Source organism: Pseudomonas sp. PAMC 26793 (assembly GCF_000313235.1).
In the GTDB taxonomy this organism is placed as follows: Bacteria; Pseudomonadota; Gammaproteobacteria; order Pseudomonadales; family Pseudomonadaceae; genus Aquipseudomonas; species Aquipseudomonas yamanorum.
In genome coordinates this window covers 286977-304214 of record NZ_AMXG01000054.1, presented here as the reverse complement: position 1 = coordinate 304214, position 17238 = coordinate 286977, and the positions used below count along the sequence as shown (strand labels likewise).

Annotated in this window: 18 protein-coding genes; 11 read left to right on the top strand and 7 right to left on the bottom strand. The window is 61.5% G+C overall.

Annotated elements, in window-relative coordinates; genetic code table 11:
- Positions 1–190: 190 nt before the first annotated feature.
- Positions 191–925 (bottom strand): response regulator, encoded by a 735-nt coding sequence (locus tag D109_RS0129240; RefSeq protein WP_026078296.1) that lies wholly within the window; start codon positions 923–925, stop codon positions 191–193.
- 503 nt (positions 926–1428) lie between these two features.
- Between D109_RS0129240 and D109_RS0129235 the strand changes: the two genes are divergently transcribed.
- The 8 genes from D109_RS0129235 (at position 1429) to D109_RS0129200 (ending at position 9122) form a co-directional block, all read left to right on the top strand.
- Complete coding sequence (locus tag D109_RS0129235) at positions 1429–2058, top strand: DUF1120 domain-containing protein (protein ID WP_017480040.1); 630 nt, start codon at positions 1429–1431, stop codon at positions 2056–2058.
- Between the two features lie 43 nt (positions 2059–2101).
- Positions 2102–2716, top strand: a complete 615-nt coding sequence (locus D109_RS0129230) for a DUF1120 domain-containing protein (protein WP_017480039.1) — start codon at positions 2102–2104, stop codon at positions 2714–2716.
- A 43-nt stretch (positions 2717–2759) separates the two neighbouring features.
- Entirely contained in the window at positions 2760–3389 is a 630-nt protein-coding gene (locus tag D109_RS0129225; RefSeq protein WP_017480038.1) for a DUF1120 domain-containing protein, read from the top strand.
- 63 nt (positions 3390–3452) lie between these two features.
- A complete protein-coding gene (locus D109_RS0129220) occupies positions 3453–4079 on the top strand; it encodes a DUF1120 domain-containing protein (protein WP_256219624.1) in 627 nt (208 codons plus the stop codon).
- Positions 4080–4107: 28 nt separating this feature from the next.
- Positions 4108–4806: a fimbria/pilus chaperone family protein gene (locus D109_RS0129215; protein WP_017480036.1), complete on the top strand. Its 699-nt coding sequence runs from the start codon at positions 4108–4110 to the stop codon at positions 4804–4806.
- A gap of 141 nt (positions 4807–4947) precedes the next feature.
- Positions 4948–7317 carry a fimbria/pilus outer membrane usher protein gene (locus D109_RS0129210; protein ID WP_050555092.1) on the top strand — a complete coding sequence of 790 codons (2370 nt, stop codon included), beginning with the start codon at positions 4948–4950 and terminating at the stop codon, positions 7315–7317.
- Between the two features lie 11 nt (positions 7318–7328).
- Positions 7329–8456: a DUF1120 domain-containing protein gene (locus D109_RS0129205; RefSeq protein ID WP_017480034.1), complete on the top strand. Its 1128-nt coding sequence runs from the start codon at positions 7329–7331 to the stop codon at positions 8454–8456.
- Positions 8457–8471: 15 nt separating this feature from the next.
- Positions 8472–9122 (top strand): DUF1120 domain-containing protein, encoded by a 651-nt coding sequence (locus tag D109_RS0129200; RefSeq protein ID WP_017480033.1) that lies wholly within the window; start codon positions 8472–8474, stop codon positions 9120–9122.
- On the opposite strand, the gene D109_RS0129195 is transcribed toward D109_RS0129200, so the two are convergent.
- Together D109_RS0129195 and D109_RS0129190 are read right to left on the bottom strand one after the other, a co-directional pair.
- Positions 9119–10399: a CynX/NimT family MFS transporter gene (locus tag D109_RS0129195; protein ID WP_017480032.1), complete on the bottom strand. Its 1281-nt coding sequence runs from the start codon at positions 10397–10399 to the stop codon at positions 9119–9121. The two genes, D109_RS0129200 and D109_RS0129195, sit on opposite strands and share 4 nt — an antisense overlap.
- Entirely contained in the window at positions 10389–11048 is a 660-nt protein-coding gene (locus tag D109_RS0129190; RefSeq protein ID WP_017480031.1) for a FadR/GntR family transcriptional regulator, read from the bottom strand. The genes D109_RS0129195 and D109_RS0129190 overlap by 11 nt, the downstream gene beginning before the upstream one ends.
- A gap of 159 nt (positions 11049–11207) precedes the next feature.
- Here D109_RS0129190 and D109_RS0129185 point away from each other — a divergent pair, with 159 nt between their 5' ends.
- Positions 11208–11519: a type II toxin-antitoxin system MqsR family toxin gene (locus D109_RS0129185; RefSeq protein WP_017480030.1), complete on the top strand. Its 312-nt coding sequence runs from the start codon at positions 11208–11210 to the stop codon at positions 11517–11519.
- Positions 11516–11998, top strand: a complete 483-nt coding sequence (locus tag D109_RS0129180) for a type II toxin-antitoxin system MqsA family antitoxin (protein WP_026078294.1) — start codon at positions 11516–11518, stop codon at positions 11996–11998. Before D109_RS0129185 ends, D109_RS0129180 begins: the two co-directional genes overlap by 4 nt.
- A gap of 54 nt (positions 11999–12052) precedes the next feature.
- Here the strand turns inward: D109_RS0129180 and D109_RS0129175 are convergent, their stop codons facing one another.
- The 4 genes from D109_RS0129175 to D109_RS0129160 form a co-directional block, all read right to left on the bottom strand.
- Positions 12053–12817 (bottom strand): amino acid ABC transporter ATP-binding protein, encoded by a 765-nt coding sequence (locus D109_RS0129175; RefSeq protein ID WP_003171943.1) that lies wholly within the window; start codon positions 12815–12817, stop codon positions 12053–12055.
- Between the two features lie 10 nt (positions 12818–12827).
- Positions 12828–13925 (bottom strand): amino acid ABC transporter permease, encoded by a 1098-nt coding sequence (locus D109_RS0129170; protein ID WP_017480028.1) that lies wholly within the window; start codon positions 13923–13925, stop codon positions 12828–12830.
- A 10-nt stretch (positions 13926–13935) separates the two neighbouring features.
- The gene (locus D109_RS0129165; RefSeq protein WP_017480027.1) at positions 13936–15117 is read right to left on the bottom strand and encodes an amino acid ABC transporter permease; all 1182 of its coding nucleotides are present in this window, start codon (positions 15115–15117) and stop codon (positions 13936–13938) included.
- 72 nt (positions 15118–15189) lie between these two features.
- Positions 15190–16221, bottom strand: a complete 1032-nt coding sequence (locus tag D109_RS0129160; protein ID WP_010170392.1) for an amino acid ABC transporter substrate-binding protein — start codon at positions 16219–16221, stop codon at positions 15190–15192.
- A 347-nt stretch (positions 16222–16568) separates the two neighbouring features.
- On the opposite strand from D109_RS0129160, the gene D109_RS0129155 reads away from it, so the two are divergent.
- Complete coding sequence (locus D109_RS0129155; protein ID WP_017480026.1) at positions 16569–17225, top strand: alpha/beta hydrolase; 657 nt, start codon at positions 16569–16571, stop codon at positions 17223–17225.
- Positions 17226–17238 lie beyond the last annotated feature (13 nt).

The following is a 17238-nucleotide window of genomic DNA, read 5'->3' as shown; positions in this document are numbered from 1 at the left end:
AGTAATGGCAAATTGATTTGCGCAAAATAACCCTGTCCGACCCGAGCAACAACCGCCCACTCAGGAGCGTTTTTCAATGGCGTCCCGTGTTCTTAAGTGGGTGATTTTTTACCTACAGCAAAAAAGGAAACCGCCTACAAACCACCCCTACACACAAAGGTAATACCCCCTACAAGAATCACTGAAAATGTCATAAATCTGTCAAATAGCGCAGATACACCAGCAGGTCCTGGTCGAACTGCTGCAACGCCCGCCTGTTGCACCGGATCCCGTGCTTGCGCACCTGCTCGATCAACTCACCCGCACAGCGATCCAGTTCAGTCTCGCCAAAAAATGCCAGGCTTCCCGCCAGGCGATGCAAGCTGTCGACCAATGCATGCGGGTCGACGATGCGGCAAGCCTTTACCAGGTCTGCGTAATCAGCCTCGGCCTCCAAAACCAGGGTGCGCAACATCTGGTTCACCACCTGTTCATCACCAAAGGTCTTGATCAGTTCGGCGCGGCTTGGCCAGTTAGCCCTGGCCACTGGTGTGGACGGTGGGTGCGCACTCGCGCCCGGTGGCTGTGGCAACCACTGCTCGAGCACCGAACGCAATTGTTCCAGAGTCAGCGGCTTGAGCAGCCAGGCGTCCATGCCGGCCTCAAGGCAGCGGCGGGCATCATCCGGTGAGAGTTTGGCGGTCAAGGCAATGATCGGCACACGCGGGCGGCTATGTACGGCCTCACGCCGCCTGATCTCACGGGCCATGCTGTAGCCATCCAGCACCGGCATGCGGCAATCACTGATCACCAGGTCGAAATGCCGGAGGGCGAGGGCCGTCAACGCAGCCTGCCCGTTACGCACCAACTCGTGATCGATTTCGAATTTTTGCAGGAACCAGCCCATCAAGGCGCGATAGGCCTGATGGTCCTCGACGATCAGCACGCTCAGGTGCTTCCAGTGAGCAGGAGGACTGCGCCATGGCACCGTTTGCTGCTTGGGGGCGTCGTCAGCAAACACGCTTGGCGTCATGGCCACCTCGATATCGGTGCCGACCTGCCAGGGCCGTCGGGCGGCCCTGGCTTATCGTCAGGTGAGGGTGCGCTCGACGGTGATCCTTAACCCATCCCTCTGGCACCCATTACCGAATCAAGCTATCCACATGAATACCACTCTTGCGATACAAGAACTACGAAAAGACAGTTTTTCCTACAGTACAGCCCACCTATTCCGACTTGACGCAGGCGAGCTTGAGCGATAGCGGATTGTCGTAATTCTTGTATTTCCCCTCCTTCCCCCCGGCGCTAAATTGCGCCCCAGCCCAAGAGGGCAACCCGCCAATTCACCTGGCGGCCAACCATCCGAACTGACTCGACGCCCAACTGCGCCTCCTTCTGCGCTGCGGTGACGTGCACCCGTCAGTCGACCCGAGACCGAGACAACAGACCATGAACAAGCACCTGATCGCCCTTGCCAGCACCCTGCTGATCACCGGCACCGCCCCTGCCTTCGCCGCCAGCACCGTGGACCTGACCGTCAAGGGCATCATCACCCCCAACGCCTGCACCCCAAGCCTGTCCAGCGGCGGAGTTATCGACCACGGCAAAATGTCGGCCAAGGACTTGAATGCCACCCAGATCACGATGCTGCCAAAAGTCGAGTTGCAAATGACCGTGACCTGCGATGCGCCGGTCATCTTCGCTCTCAAGGCGACCGATAACCGCGATGGCTCTGGCACCAGCAGCGGCTTCGGGCTGGGCTTTATCAACGGCACGCAAAAGCTGGGCTCCTATACCTTGAACCTGGGCACCAGCACTAACCCGCCCCAGGCCGACGGCGAAACCGTGCAAGCCATCGGGTCCTTCGACAATGGCGTCACGTGGGAGCGTTGGAACAGCTTCGAAACCGGCGTCTATGTTTCGGTCGCCACCCTGGCAGACGCCAGCACCCCGCGCGCCACCCAGCTACTGGTCACGCCCGTGGCCTACAGCGGCTACATCAACCGCACCGACGGCCTGGACCTGAGCAACGAAGTCAATATCGACGGCTCGGCCACCATCGAAGTGATGTACCTCTAATCCCTTACACCATCGACTCTGCAACCAAAGGTGCCGCTCGCCTATGAATTCCTCACCCGCTGTCTTTCTCGCCACGTTGCTGCTGGCCCCCACCGTGCTGGCCGCCAGCAGCACCGACTTCGCCGTCACGGGCACCATCACGCCCAATGCCTGTGAACCCATGCTCTCCAGCGGAGGTGTAGTGGATTACGGAAAGATGCCGGCCAAGGAGCTCAATGCGGATCGCCCCACTTCACTGCCTTCGCAAACCATGCAGATGGAAATCCTGTGTGACGCGCCAACGTTCATCGCGCTGAGCACCATCGATAACCGTGCGGGTACTGCGGCGATCAACCCGAACTGGCATGGCCTGGGCACGACGGCCAACGACGAAAAACTCGGCAGCGCCGCCTTCGGCCTCTACAACACGACGGCCGACGGCCTCGTGGTTAGAACCATTACCTCCGACGATGGCGGGGCCACCTGGAGCCCGTCAGTGGTCCTCGGCCATAACGTGATTACGTCCATCTCGGCTGCCACCAACGCGACGCCGATCGCCGTGACGCGCTTCAACGCCAACCTGCGCGTGTACACCATGGTCGACGGCACCGACCGCCTGACCGTGCTCGACGAAGTGCCACTGGACGGCCATGCCACCGTACAACTGAAGTACCTGTAACCCTTTATTCAAGCGGCCCCACTCGAAAGGAAACGTGTGCCCCATGAAACTTACGCTCAATGCCCTGGCCACCGCGCTGCTGGTCAGCACCAGCGCCTCAGCCCTGGCGGCGTCAACCGTCGACCTGACTGTCAAAGGGGTGATTACCCCCAGTGCCTGCACCCCCGGCCTGTCCGGTGCCGGCGTGATCGACTACGGCAAGATTTCCGCCAAGGACCTGAACCTGACGACCCAGACGCCACTGCCAAGAACCACACTGCAACTGACCATCACCTGCGAGGGCAGCACCCTGTTTGCGATCAAGGGCACTGACAACCGCGCAGGCTCCGGCAGCACGCTCAACGGGTATGGCCTGGGCCTGATCAACGGCACGCAAAAACTGGGTGGTTATGACCTGACCCTGCAAAACGCGGTGGCCGACAGCGTTAACACCAAAGTCCTGTTCTCATCGGATGACGGCACCACCTGGAGTGACCTGGACGACACCGCGCTAGTGCCCTCCTCACTGGCCGCCTTCGGTGACCGATCAAGCGGCATCTGGCTACCCGTTGCGATCGAGCAAGTGACCAGCGACTTGACCGTCTACGGCCATATTGCCCGGGCCGACAGCCTGGACCTGAGCGATGAACACCCCATCGACGGCTCCGCCACGTTCGAAGTGAAGTACCTGTAAACCCGCGGCCTCGCCGCTCGCGGCGAGGCGCCTTAGCGCACCGAACACATTGAAGACCGAATGATGAACAGAACCCTACGCCTGTACGCGGCGCTGTTATTGCTCAACACCGGCTCTAGCGTGTTTGCCAGCACCGCCACCGAGATGACCCTTTCGGGCCTCGTAACCCCCAGTTCCTGCACGATCGCGCTCTCCGGCAGCGGGGTTATCGACCATGGCACCATCCCTGCCCATACCCTCAACCAGGAGGCGCCCACCCCATTGCCCAGCCAATGGCTGGACGTGGAGATCCACTGCAGCGGCCCCTTGTTGTTTGCCCTGATCGGCATGGACAGCCGCGAGGATTCGTCTGCCGCACCGGACACTTTCTACGGCCTGGGGAAAAACCCCAACGCGCCCACGGAACACTTGGGCACCGTCGGCCTGGCGTTCGAAGCCGCGCTGGGGGACGGCCAGGTCATGCAGTCACTTGTGTCAAACCCCGAGGGCGGCCTCTGGGCTCCCCAACCGGCCATCCACCCCAAGACCCTGATGGGCTTTGCCCGTCCCGGCCGACCGTTTCCGGAACCCATCGTCACCCTGACCACCCGGATCCGCGCACAGACCACCATCCACCCGGCGAACCGTCTGACCCTCAGGCAGGACGTTCCCCTCGATGGCTCACTGGTCCTGGACCTGCGCTACCTCTAAGCCCTGTGATCATTTTAGGAACTGCGTCATGAAGACCTATCCAACCTTGCTGGCCCTGGGCTGGCTGCTGAGCACCCAGGCGTTTGCCGACGGCATGGTGCCCGACACCTCGGTGGTGATCGTCAACGAGGCCGACGGCGAAGCCTCGGTGTCGGTGACCAACACCGACGGCAAACTGGCCCTGCTGCATGTCACCCTCGAAGACATTCCGGAAGACACCGAATCGTTGCTGTTCGTCACCCCGCCCCTGTCCCGGGTCGAGGCCGACAAAAGCCAGCTGGTGCGCTTCATTCTGCGCAACCCCACGCCCCTGACAACCCAACGCCTGAAACGGGTGATCTTCGAGGGTATGCCCAAGGACCGTGATGCCGCCCAGGCAGGTCACGCTCGGGTGGGCGTGACCGTGCGCCAGAACCTGCCGGTGATCATTCACCCCAAGGGCCTGGCGCCGAACCGCACCCCCTGGACCGGGCTGACCTGGTCGTTGAACGCTGGTCACCTGCAGGTCGCCAACCCCACGCCTTACGTGGTGCGCCTGGCCCAGGAGCTGCAATTGCTGCCGGGCAAGCAAAGCCTGGTGCTGCCGCGCACGTATGTGTTGCCCGGCGAAACCCTGCGGCTCAGTACCCCCCACACCGCCACGGCGGTGCGTCTGCAACCGGCCACCGTCTACGGCTTTGCCGTCGCCGCCTATGAAGCACCGATAACCGCCGCAAACGCTGAATAACGAAGTGACAGCCCTGTGACTGTCACCGGGAAGCCCGCCAACCGTTGCCGGTTTCCATAACCTGAGTGCCTTTACGTGAACACAGTAACCACTGACCCGGCTGGCGAAGCCGTGCCCGACTGTCCTTTACGCCCAGCCCGGATACGGGCCGCGCTGCCACTGACCATGGCGTTGCTGTCGGCCGATGCCTGGGCCGACGCCTTCGATGCGCAAACCCTGCACCAGCGCGGTATCGACCCGGAACTGGCCTACCTGTTGCTGGACGCACCGCGCTACACCAGCGGCCGCCACGCTGTGAGCCTGACGGTGAACGGCCAGCGCCGTGGACGCCTTGATGTGCAGTTCGACAGCCAGGGCGCGCTGTGCTTTGACCGCCCGCTGCTGGACGCCGCCGACCTGGTGATACCGGCGCCGCTGGGCGACAGCACCTGCCATGACTTCCTCGGCGAATACCCGCAAACCGTGGTGGAGCAAGATCCCGCCAGCCTGAGCGTGAGCCTGATGGTGCCCACCGATGCCCTGCGCCCGCGCCAGCGTGAGTTGTCCGGTTATGAAACCGGAGGGTTCGCCGGCTTGCTCAACTACGACCTCACCGGTTTGTACAACCGCTATGGCGACGACGCCAGCCGCTTTGGCTCGGCCAATACCGAAGTGGGGTTCAACGCGGGCGACTGGATCGTGCGCAGCCGCCAGGTACAGACCTGGCAAGACTCCCGGTCCCGCAGTACCCACCTGGAAGCCTATGCCCAGCGCACCTTCGCCGAGCAGCAGACGGTGCTGCAGGCCGGGCAGATCAACCTCTACAACCCGGTGCTGTCATCCGCACAGATCACCGGCATGCAGCTGTTTACCGAACAAGCCCTGCAGGACCAGGAACAGGGCTCGACCATCAGCGGCATCGCCAACAGCCCGGCCCAGGTGGAAGTGCGCCAGAACGGCGCGCTGATTCACTCCACCGTGGTGCCGGCCGGGCCGTTCTCGCTGACCGATGTTCGGCGCCTGAACACACGCTCGGACGTTGAAGTGACGGTCAAGGAAAGCAGCGGCGAAGAACGGCGCTTCACCGTGCCGGCGGCGATGCTCGGCATCGGCCTGCCAGAACCGGGTTACTCGCTGGGAGCAGGCCGGGTGCGCAATATCGGCGATACACGGGGCGACGATCCATGGGTGATCAGCGGCGGCTGGAGCGGCGCCTTGAACCCGCGCCTGAGCCTGGGGGCCGGCGCGCTTGCCGCCGAGGACTACCGTGCCACGGGTGCCAGCCTTGGCCTGTTGCCGTGGACAGACGGCCAGCTACAACTGTCGACCCAGATAGCCGATGCCCAACGCCTGGGTGAACGCGGCGTACAGACCGACTTGAGCCTGTCCCAGCGCCTGGGCCGACAATGGTCGATCACCGCCGGCGCCTCCCACCGCACCATGGGCTATCGGGAGCTGGAAGACGCCGCCTACTACGATTCACGGGACGACGACGGTCGCCTCACCCGCTATCGCGACCAGCAGAGCCTGGCCCTGGGCTGGGCCCATCCATGGCTGGGCGCCTTCAATGCCGGCCTGTCGCGCACCACCACGTTCAACGGCGAAAACAGCAGCCGCGCCCTGGCCTCGTGGGGCACCAGCGTGCGCGGCGTGTCGCTGTCGGCCAGTGCCGAATGGCAGGTCAGCGGCCGGCAGAATAACGAGAACGCGGTGTACCTGAACCTGAGCGTGCCCCTGGGCGAGAACCGCCGCGGGCGTTCCTGGGTGCGCAACTCCGGTGGCGAGCACCGCATCGGCCTGGGGGTGAACGAGCAGGTCAACGATCAACTCAGTTATCGGGTCAGCGCCGAGCACGACAGCCGCGACCAACAAGTGGAATCCACCCTCGGCGTGTCCTATCTGCCGCGCTATGCACAACTGGACCTGAACTACAGCCGCTCGGACGCCGAACGCTCCAGCTACCAGGGCGGCGCACGCGGTGCGGTGGTGGCCCACAGCGGTGGCGTGACCTTCTCGCCTTACCCGGTGCGCGACACCTTTGCCCTGGTGTCTGTCGGCGATATGGCCGGGGTCAAGCTCACCACGCCCAGTGGTCCGGTGTGGACCGACTTCCAGGGCCAGGCCGTGGTGCCGCAAGTGTCCGCCTATGGGCGCAGCCCCGTGGAAGTGCAAACCCAGTCGCTGCCGCGCAATGCCGATATCAGCAACGGCCTGGCCGTCATCAGCGCCGGGCGCGGCGCGGTAGACCGTGTGGAATTCGGCGTGGCCCTGACCCGCCGTGCCTTGCTCACGGTGACCACCGACCACGGCACGCCGCTGCCCCGTGGCGCCACGGTCAGTACCGCCGATGGCGAGTTCGTGACCCTGGTGCAGGAAGGCAGCCAAGTGTTCCTGCCGAACGTGCTGGACCCACGTCGCCTGTGGGTCAAGGCACCCGGCATGAGCCGCTGTGAACTGCAGGTTGAACTCGCGGAAAAAGCCGACCCGCAGGTGTATTTCGAAACCGCCCCGGCGCGCTGTGTGACGCCATGAGGAAGACTGTGATGAAGCGATTGTTACTGCTGGGAGTGGCCCTGGGTGCCATCGTCCAGGCCCGGGCGCACGCCGACGAATGCCAACTGACCCTGAGCCAGTCACGCCTGGATTTCGGCGTGATGAACCGCGCCGTGCAGCGCAACCCCGGCGCAGAAATCCTGCTGGGGGAACGCCGCCTGAGCCTCAACCTGAACTGCCCGACGCCCACCGATATGCACGTGTTCTACCGGGCCCTGGCCGCGACCGCCGAGCGTTACCGCTTTACCGAGCGTGGCAGCTACCGCGTGCACATCAGCGATGCGGTACTCGACGGCCAGGCTGTTGAACTGGGGTTGACCAGCGGGCAAGGCCAGGCGCCCAGCGCCAGGGGCAGGTCGCTCGACTGGCAGCCCGACCAGGCCATCGTGCCGTTGCGCGACGGCGTGCCGACCACCGGCAGCAGCTTCTCGGCGCAGTTGCAGGTCGATGCCTGGGCACAGGCCGACGCCACGCAAGTGCGTGACGCGGTGACCTGGGAAGCCACCGGGTTGATCGACGCCGTCGCCACCGGCCGCGCCCGGGAGCTGTCGGTGCAAGCCGGCTTCGCCCCTGCTGCCTGTGAAGCCACGCTGTCCAACGGCGGCATCATCGATTTTGGCCGTATGTGGGCCAAGAGCCTGTACGCCGACAAGGAAACCGGCCTGGCCTCCCGCAGCCTGCTGCTGAGCATCGGCTGCGACGGCCCGACCCACTTTGCCTTGCGCATGCATGACAACCGCAACGGCTCGGCCACCGGCGGAACGGATGAAACCGCCTACGGCCTGGGGGTGGACGACAGCCGCAATAAAATCGGCCGCTACTTTCTCTACTTCGACCCCTTCGACCTGCGCGCCGATGCCCTGCCCCAGGTGTACCGCACCGACTCCACCACAGGTGGCGTGGCCTGGAGCAGCTCCAACGCCTACCCCATTCCCATCGGCAGCAGCAGTTTGCTTGGTTTTACCGCGACACCCGGCAGCAATGCCGGCCCCTCGGCGATCCAGAACCTGAGCGGGCAGGTCAGCGTGCGCGCCGTTCTGTCGCCCATGAACAGCCTGGACCTGCGTACGGAAGTACTGCTCGACGGTTCGGGCACGATTGAAATCATCTACCTCTGATCAAGGAGTCTGGTCATGCACCTACGCCCGCTTTCTCTCGCAACACTTGCCCTGCTGACCCTCAGCGCCGGCGCCAACGCGGCCTCCAGTGTCGAACTCGGCATCACCGGCCTGCTCACCCCCAGCGCCTGCACACCGGCACTGTCGAGCAACGGGCTGATCGACTACGGCAAGATTTCCCAGCAGGACCTGAACACTGATCGCGGCAAACGCCTGCCGGTGCGCTACCTGAGCGTGACCATCAACTGCGAGGCCGCGACCCGTTATGCCCTGCGCATGAGCGACAACCGCGACGGCACCGCCAACGTCAACAGCGAAATCTATTACGGGCTGGGGCTGGACCCGAGTGGCAACAAGATAGGGCTGTACTCTCTGACCTTCGACCCCAGGCAGACGGTGATCGACAGCCTGCCGGAGGTTTACGGCACCGAGTCCACCAGCGGTGGCATCGCCTGGCGCACCGCCAACAGCAACCCGATCGACATCGGTTCGCGCAGCTTTCTCGGCTTTACCGACACCGTCGGCAGCACCAGCGGACCGACCGCCTTCCAGACGCTGAGCAGCCTGGTCAGGGTCGATACGGTGATCGCTGCCAAGAACAATCTCGACCTCAGCAGCGACGTGCATATCGACGGTTCCAGCACCCTGGAGGTGCTGTACCTCTAGACCTTCTCGCTGGTCACGGCGACATACCGCGCACGCCCGGCGCCCAACCCCGCGATGATCGCGCCCAGGCCGATCACCGCGAAAATCCAGCCGGTGGCGTTCCAGCCACCGGTCCAGTCATGCACCAGCCCGACCGCGAACGGCCCCATGGACGCCAGGGTGTAGCCGATCCCCTGGGCCATGCTCGACAGGTTGGCGGCTACATGGGCGTCCCGTGAACGCAGCACGATCAAGGTCAGCGCCAGGCTGAAGGTGCCGCCCTGGCCCAGGCCCAGCAGAATCGCCCAGCCCCACAAGCCGTCCAACGGTGCATACAGGCAACCGAACAGACCGCCCAGGGTCAGCACCATCACCACCACGATGGCCAGGCGCTGGTCCTTGCCGCGGGTGGCCAACCAGGGCGCGGCCAGGGAACTGGCCAACTGCACAATCACCGAACCGGAAAGCACCAGGCCCGCCTGGGTGGCGGTCAGGCCACGGCCGATCAGGATCGACGGCAACCAGCCAAACACAATGTAGGCCAGGGACGATTGCAGGCCCATGTACAGGGTTACCTGCCAGGCCAGCGGGTCACGCAACAAGCCCTTCACGCGATAGGCCACCTGGTGCGCACCGTGTTTCTGGCCAACTTGTGGCAACCAGAACAACGCCGCGACCAACGCCGGAAGAATCCAGAACCCCAGGCCGATGTTCCAGCTGTCGCCGAAGTAATGACTCAACGGCACGGTAGAACCCGCCGCCAACGCCGCGCCCAGGCACAGTGCCATGGTGTACACGCCGGTCATGGTGCCGGCCTGCTTGGCGAAATCGCGCTTGACGATCCCGGGCAGCAACACACCGATGATGCCGATGCTCGCGCCGGCCAGCAGGCTGCCGGCGAACAGCCCGGCCTCACCCAATGAGCTGCGCAGGATGATACCGCCGGCCAGGGTCAGCAGAATGCCCAGCACCACCCGCTCTGCGCCAAAACGCCGGGCCAGGATCGGAGCCAACGGTGCGAACAGGCCCAGGCACAACACGGGGAGCGTCGTCAGCAGCCCGGCCTTGGCCGCCGAGAGACCCAGGCTACGGGAGACCTCAGCCAGCAGCGGCGCCATGCTCGACAACGCCGGGCGCAGGTTCAGCGCCACCAGGATCAGGCCCAGCAGCAACAGCCACAGGCGACTCACCACCGGCGGGCTGTGCTGGACCTTATCGTCATCGGCTTCGGCGTCGATCAGCAGTTCTTCAAGGGCATGGTCTGAACGGGGCATGGTGGTCTCGGGTTCAAGGTTCATTGATCAACTGCCGGGACAGGGCCTTGGCGCGCTCCGGGTCCTGTTGTTCCACGGCATCGAGCAAGGCGCCGTGCAGGTCGAACACCGCTTGCCGGCGCGGCTGGATGTTCAGGGTCTGGCGCAGTTGCGCGCCGACGATGCTGGAGAAGTAGTGGTACAGCTCGCTCAAGGCCGGGTTGTGGGCGGCGTCCACCAGGCGTTTGTGGAACACCAGGTCGCAGCTGATGTAGTGCTCAAGATCACCGTGGTAATGGTCGCCGCTGGCTTTCAGCGCCGCGCGCAAAGCGACCAGGTCTTCATCGGTGCGGCGCAACGCGGCCAAGCCGACTGCCTCGACTTCGAGAATCTGCCGCGTCTCCTGGGCCTGGGCCAGGGTGCAGTGGGACAAGGCTTTCATGGCGCCCAGAGGGTCGGTCATGGAGCGCAGGTAGCTGCCGTCGCCCTGGCGGATCTCGATCAATCCGGAGAACGCCAATACGCGCATGGCTTCGCGCACGGTGTTGCGGCTGATCCCCAGCTCGGCAGACAACTCGGGCTCGGTGGGCAGGCGCTCGCCGATGGCCCATACGCCTTGGGTAATGCGCTGGCGCAACTGGTCCAGGGCCTGGTCGACAAGGGAGCGTTTTATCAGAGGGGCGATATCTGTCATGGGTTTCGTCCTTTCATCCAATCATAGGATGAATTTTCCCACAGCCTATTCGGAGTTGCCTACAAAGGCAACGCACTAGGGTTCTTGAGCAGGCAAAGGAGCAGAATTTTCGATTGGTAAAATTACCCTCAGAGGGTAATTATTGGGCTCAGGTGTCTTATGGAAAAGTACACACCTTATTACGATTTGGCGGTGATAAAGGCGGATGTCAGGCGGCTTGGAAAGCAAGCATTTACTCAAAGCGCACGCCGTTGCGGCGAGGATCTTGATTTAAGCATCGAGCAAATGCAGGCGGTCATTTTCGAGTTGAAAAACACGATGTTGTACAAGTCGATGACCACTCATGACGACCATCGCGTTTGGCAAGATGTGTATCACCTTCACTCACATGATCTGGAGATCTACATCAAGGTGACCTACCGCACGGACGGTAAACCTCTGGTGATCTCCTTCAAGGAGAAAAACCCATGAAAACAGAGCAATGCTTCAGCTGCGGCAGACATGACGGAATGCATCACTTCTCAGGACGTAGCGAAACATCGGAAGTCAAAGGTTTGCATCGCCGTATAGACGATCTGTCTGGATGGGAGTGCCAGGCATGTGGAGAGGTGATCCTGGACCCCGAAGACGCGGAGCGCTATTCAGATCACTGCGATGAAATCGTTCACAGTTTCAGGCAAATGGTCGGCACCGAGATGAAGCGCATACGCCGCAAACTGCACCTTTCACAAAAAGAAACGGTACAACTACTATCGGGTGGCGGCCACAACGCCTTATCTCGTTACGAGCGCGGTGAGGTATTGCCCCCCAAATCCCTGGTAGTCCTGATGCGTTTGCTTGAGCGTCACCCGCACTTGCTGGTCGAAGCAAAAATCCTGAGTGAAGGCGCAGATCTTCGCAATTCCGTGCATACGGTACATAAAGAGCACGAGATCCTGACGACAACTTGATTGATGGCAAAAATAAACCCGGCACCAGGCCGGGTTTATTTATTCAAACACCCATCAATGCAGAATCTGGCTCAGGAACAACTTGGTCCGATCATTCTGCGGGTTGTCGAAGAAGTCATTCGGCGCCGCCTGTTCAACGATCTCGCCCTTGTCCATGAAGATCACGCGGTTGGCTACGGTGCGCGCAAAGCCCATTTCGTGGGTGACGCAGAGCATGGTCATGCCGTCTTCCGCCAGACCGATCATGGTGTCCAGCACCTCTTTCACCATCTCCGGATCGAGCGCCGACGTCGGCTCATCGAACAGCATGATTTTTGGCTTCATGCACAGCGCACGGGCAATCGCCACGCGCTGTTGCTGGCCGCCGGACAGCTGCCCCGGGAACTTGTGGGCCTGTTCCGGAATACGCACGCGCTCAAGGTAGTGCATGGCAATTTCTTCGGCCTTGCGCTTGGGCATCTTGCGCACCCACATCGGTGCCAGCGTGCAGTTCTGCAGGATGGTCAGGTGCGGGAACAGGTTGAAGTGCTGGAACACCATGCCGACTTCCCGGCGGATCGCTTCGATCTGCTTGAGGTCGTTGGTCAGTTCCACGCCATCGACCACGATGCGGCCCTGCTGGTGCTCTTCCAGACGGTTGAGGCAGCGGATGGTGGTGGACTTGCCGGAACCCGACGGGCCGCACAGCACGATACGCTCGCCCTGCTTGACGTTCAGGTTGATGTCTTTCAACACGTGGAACTGGCCGTACCATTTGTTGACGCCCTGCATCTGAATAATGCCTTCAGGGCTCACAGGCTGTTTGATCGCTTCACTCATCACAACACTCCTAACGCTTGTGGCCTGTGTCCAGCTTGTGTTCCAAATGAATGGAATAGCGGGACATACCAAAACAGAAAATCCAGAACACCAGGGCGGCGAACACGTAGCCTTCAGTGGCCATGCCCAACCATTTCGGGTCGGCGGCGGCTTGCTTGACGCTGTTGAGCAGGTCGAACAGGCCGATGATGATCACAAGGCTGGTGTCCTTGAACAACGCGATAAACGTGTTGACGATGCCCGGAATCACCATCTTCAGCGCCTGGGGCAAAATCACCAGGCCCATGCTGCGCCAGTAACCCAGGCCCATAGCGGCCGCAGCCTCGTATTGGCCCTTGGGAATCGCCTGCAAGCCACCGCGCACCACTTCGGCCACGTAGGCCGACTGGAACAGGATCACGCCGATCAACGCCCGCAGCAGTTTGTCGATGCCCATGCCTTCCGGCAGGAACAGCGGCAACATCACCGACGACATGAACAACACCGTGATCAACGGCACGCCGCGCCAGAATTCGATGAAGGTCACGCAGACCACACGAATCGCCGGCATGTTCGACCGCCTCCCCAGCGCCAGCACGATGCCCAGGGGCAAGGCCCCGGCAATGCCGACGGTGGCGATTACCAGGGTCAGCATCAAGCCGCCCCATTGGCTGGTGGCCACGTTGGTCATGCCGAAGATCCCGCCGTGGAGCAGGAAGTAGGCAACGATCGGGTACACCACCAGGAAACTCAGGCCATAGACCGCCTTGCGCTTAAAGCGCGAGATGAACAACGGCGCCACGCCGACAATGGCCAGCCAGACGGTCAGGTCCACGCGCCAGCGCAGGTCGCCGGGGTAATAGCCGTACATGAACTGCCCGAAACGCTGTTGGATAAACACCCAGCAGGCGCCTTCCTTGGTGCAGTCGGCGCGGGTGGTGCCCACCCAGTTTGCATCCAGGATCGCCCAGTGCAGGATCGGTGGCACGACCAGGTAGATCAGGTAGAACGCCAGCAACGTCAGCAGGGTGTTGAGCCAGCTGGAAAACAGGTTGGCACGCATCCACGCCATCGGCCCGAAGACCTTGTTGGGAGGTGGCATGTCCGGTTTGAAAGTATGAGAAGTCATGCTGGTTTCCTCACCGCTCGATCAGCGCAATGCGCTTGTTGTACCAGTTCATCAGCAGGGAAATGCTGATGCTGATCGCCAGGTACACGCTCATGGTGATGGCAATGACCTCGATGGCCTGGCCGGTCTGGTTGAGCACCGTGCCGGCAAACAGCGAAACCATTTCCGGGTAACCGATACCGGCGGCCAGTGACGAGTTTTTCGCCAGGTTCAGGTATTGGCTGGTCAGCGGCGGGATGATCACGCGCAGGGCTTGCGGGATGATCACCTTGCGCAGGGTCGGACCGTTGCGCAGCCCGAGGGAACGCGCCGCTTCAGTCTGGCCGTGGCTGACGGACTTGATGCCTGAACGCACGATCTCGGCGATAAACGCCGCGGTGTAGACGGTCAAGGCAAGGGTCAACGCCAGCAACTCGGGAATCAACACCCAGCCACCGACGAAGTTGAAGCCTTGCAGCTTGGGCATTTCCCAGTGCAGCGGCGCGCCGAAAACCAGTGCGCACAGCGTAGGGATCACCACCAACAGGGCCAGGCCGGCCCAGAACTTGTGGAACGGAACCCCGGTGGCTTCAAAGCGTTTGTTGGCCCAACGGGCCATCAACACAACGGCGATGATTGCTACCACGACGCTGATCACAAACGCCCAGAAACCGTCCGTCATCAAGGCGGCGGGCATGTTCAGGCCACGGCTGCTGACGAAGAAGGTGTCGCCGAAGTTGTGGCTGTTACGCGGCCCCGGCATCGTCAGGAATACCGCGAAATACCAGAACAGGATTTGCAGCAGCGGCGGAATGTTGCGGAACACTTCCACATACACGGTCGCCAGCTTGTTGATCATCCAGTTGGGCGACAAGCGCGCCACACCGATGATGAACCCGAGGATGGTCGCCAGGACCACGCCGATCACGGTCACCAGCAAGGTGTTGAGCAAACCGATCACAAAGACCCGGGCATAGCTGTCCGATTCGGTGTAGTCGATCAGGTGCTGAGCGATGCCGAAGCCGGCACTGCGCTCAAGAAAGTCGAAACCCGAGGTAATGCCCCGGTGTTGAAGGTTGGTTTGCGTGTTGTTGAACAGGTACCAGCCCAACGAGACCACCGCCACAATCGTGATGATCTGGAATAGCCACGCACGCACTTTTGGATCACTGAAGCTGAGCTTCTGTTTTGGTGCGCCGATTTGATTTTGCATTAAGTGCCCCAGGAATAATGGAACAGAACATCACCCGGCGGTTGGCCCACCGGGTGATAGAACCATCAGCGATCAGCGCACAGGTGGTGCGTATTGAATGCCACCGTTGGTCCACAGTGCGTTCAAGCCACGATCGATTTCCAGGGGAGTGCTCTTGCCGAGGTTTTTCTCGAACACTTCGCCGTAGTTACCAACCTGCTTGACGATCTGTACGACCCAGTCTTTCTTCACTTTCAGGTCTTTGCCGTATTCGCCGTCAGCACCCAGCAGACGGGCAACGTCCGGGTTCTTGGTGGACTTGGCTTCAGCTTCGACGTTTTTGGAGGTGATACCGGCTTCTTCAGCGTTGAGCATGGCGTAGCCAACCCAGCGCACGATGGCCAGCCACTCGTCGTCGCCGTTACGCACGACAGGGCCCAGTGGTTCTTTGGAAATGGTTTCCGGCAGGACCACGTAGTCCTTCGGCGAAGCCAGCTTGCTACGCTGTGCGTAGAGCTGGGACTTGTCGGAGGTCAGTACGTCGCAACGACCGGATTCCAGCGACTTGGCGCTTTCATCGGAGGTGTCGAACGTGATCGGGGTGTACTTCAGGTTGTTGGCGCGGAAGTAGTCGGAAACGTTCAGCTCAGTGGTGGTACCGGCCTGGATGCAGATGGTTGCACCGTCCAGTTCCTTGGCACTTTTAACGCCCAGCTTGTTGTTCACCAGGAAGCCAACACCGTCGTAGTAGGTGATGAAGCCCGGGAATTTCAGGCCCATGCCGGCATCGCGGGAGCTGGTCATGGTGGTGTTACGCGACAGGATGTCGACTTCGCCAGACTGAAGCGCGGTGAAACGCTCCTTGGCATTCAACTGGCTGAATTTGACCTTGGTTGCGTCGCCGAATACGGCAGCGGCAACGGCACGGCATACGTCAGCGTCGATCCCGAGGATCTTGCCACTGGCGTCCGGCACCGAGAAGCCTGGCAGACCGTCGCTCACGCCACACTGCACAAAGCCTTTCTTCTGCACGGCATCCAGCGTGGCGCCAGCCTGGGCGAAACCACTGACACCCAATACGGCAGCCGCGGTCACGATAGCCAGGGTGGATTTCAATACCTTCATTCAAACCTCCAGTTTTGCTCTTGTTGTGTCGGAGCTAGAACCCCACCGCACCCTTATGAGGCGACATCGACCCGTGTTGGCTTTTTTTGGGGTCAAACAGCATGAGGTTTTTGCTTTAAGTCCAGTTGCTATCCCCCGGGCGTCAGTCACTGATAGTGTTACCGCCTGGGGTGAGCCTTGACATCGGGTTTCACATAGCAAGCCCCGTACCAGACTGGTGGCTGAGTCGTTTCAGCCCATGGTCAAGAGCAAAAGATTCAACCTTGCGACATTCTCTTAACAGATCAACCCGTCGCGCACCGTTCCGACGCACTCAATCGGAGCGCACGCACATATATGGAGCAGACATGACCGAACCCTTGATTCTTCAGCCCGCCAAGCCCGCAGACGCCTGCGTAATCTGGTTGCATGGTCTGGGTGCCGATCGCTACGACTTCCTGCCGGTGGCTGAAGCCCTGCAGGAAAAACTCCTGTCGACGCGCTTTGTCCTGCCCCAGGCGCCGACGCGCCCGGTGACCATTAACGGCGGCTATGAGATGCCGAGTTGGTACGACATCAAGGCCATGAGCCCGGCGCGCTCGATCAGCATTGAGGAACTGGAAGCCTCGGCAAAAATGGTCACTGACCTGATCAAGGAACAAAAAAGCAGCGGGATAGACGCCTCACGGATTTTCCTTGCCGGTTTTTCCCAGGGTGGCGCCGTGGTGTTCCACACCGCTTTCCTGAAATGGCAGGGTGCATTGGGTGGCGTAATTGCCCTCTCCACCTACGCTCCCACCTTTGGTGATGAACTGGAATTGTCGGCCAGCCAGCAACGGATTCCGGTGCTGTGCCTGCACGGCCAATACGATGACGTGGTGCAGAACGCCATGGGTCGCAGCGCCTATGAGCATTTGAAGTCGCGCGGTGTCACCGCCACATGGCAGGAATACCCAATGGGCCACGAAGTGTTACCTCAGGAGATACAGGATATCGGTGATTGGTTAGCCGCCCGTCTGGGCTGAAAACCACCCATTG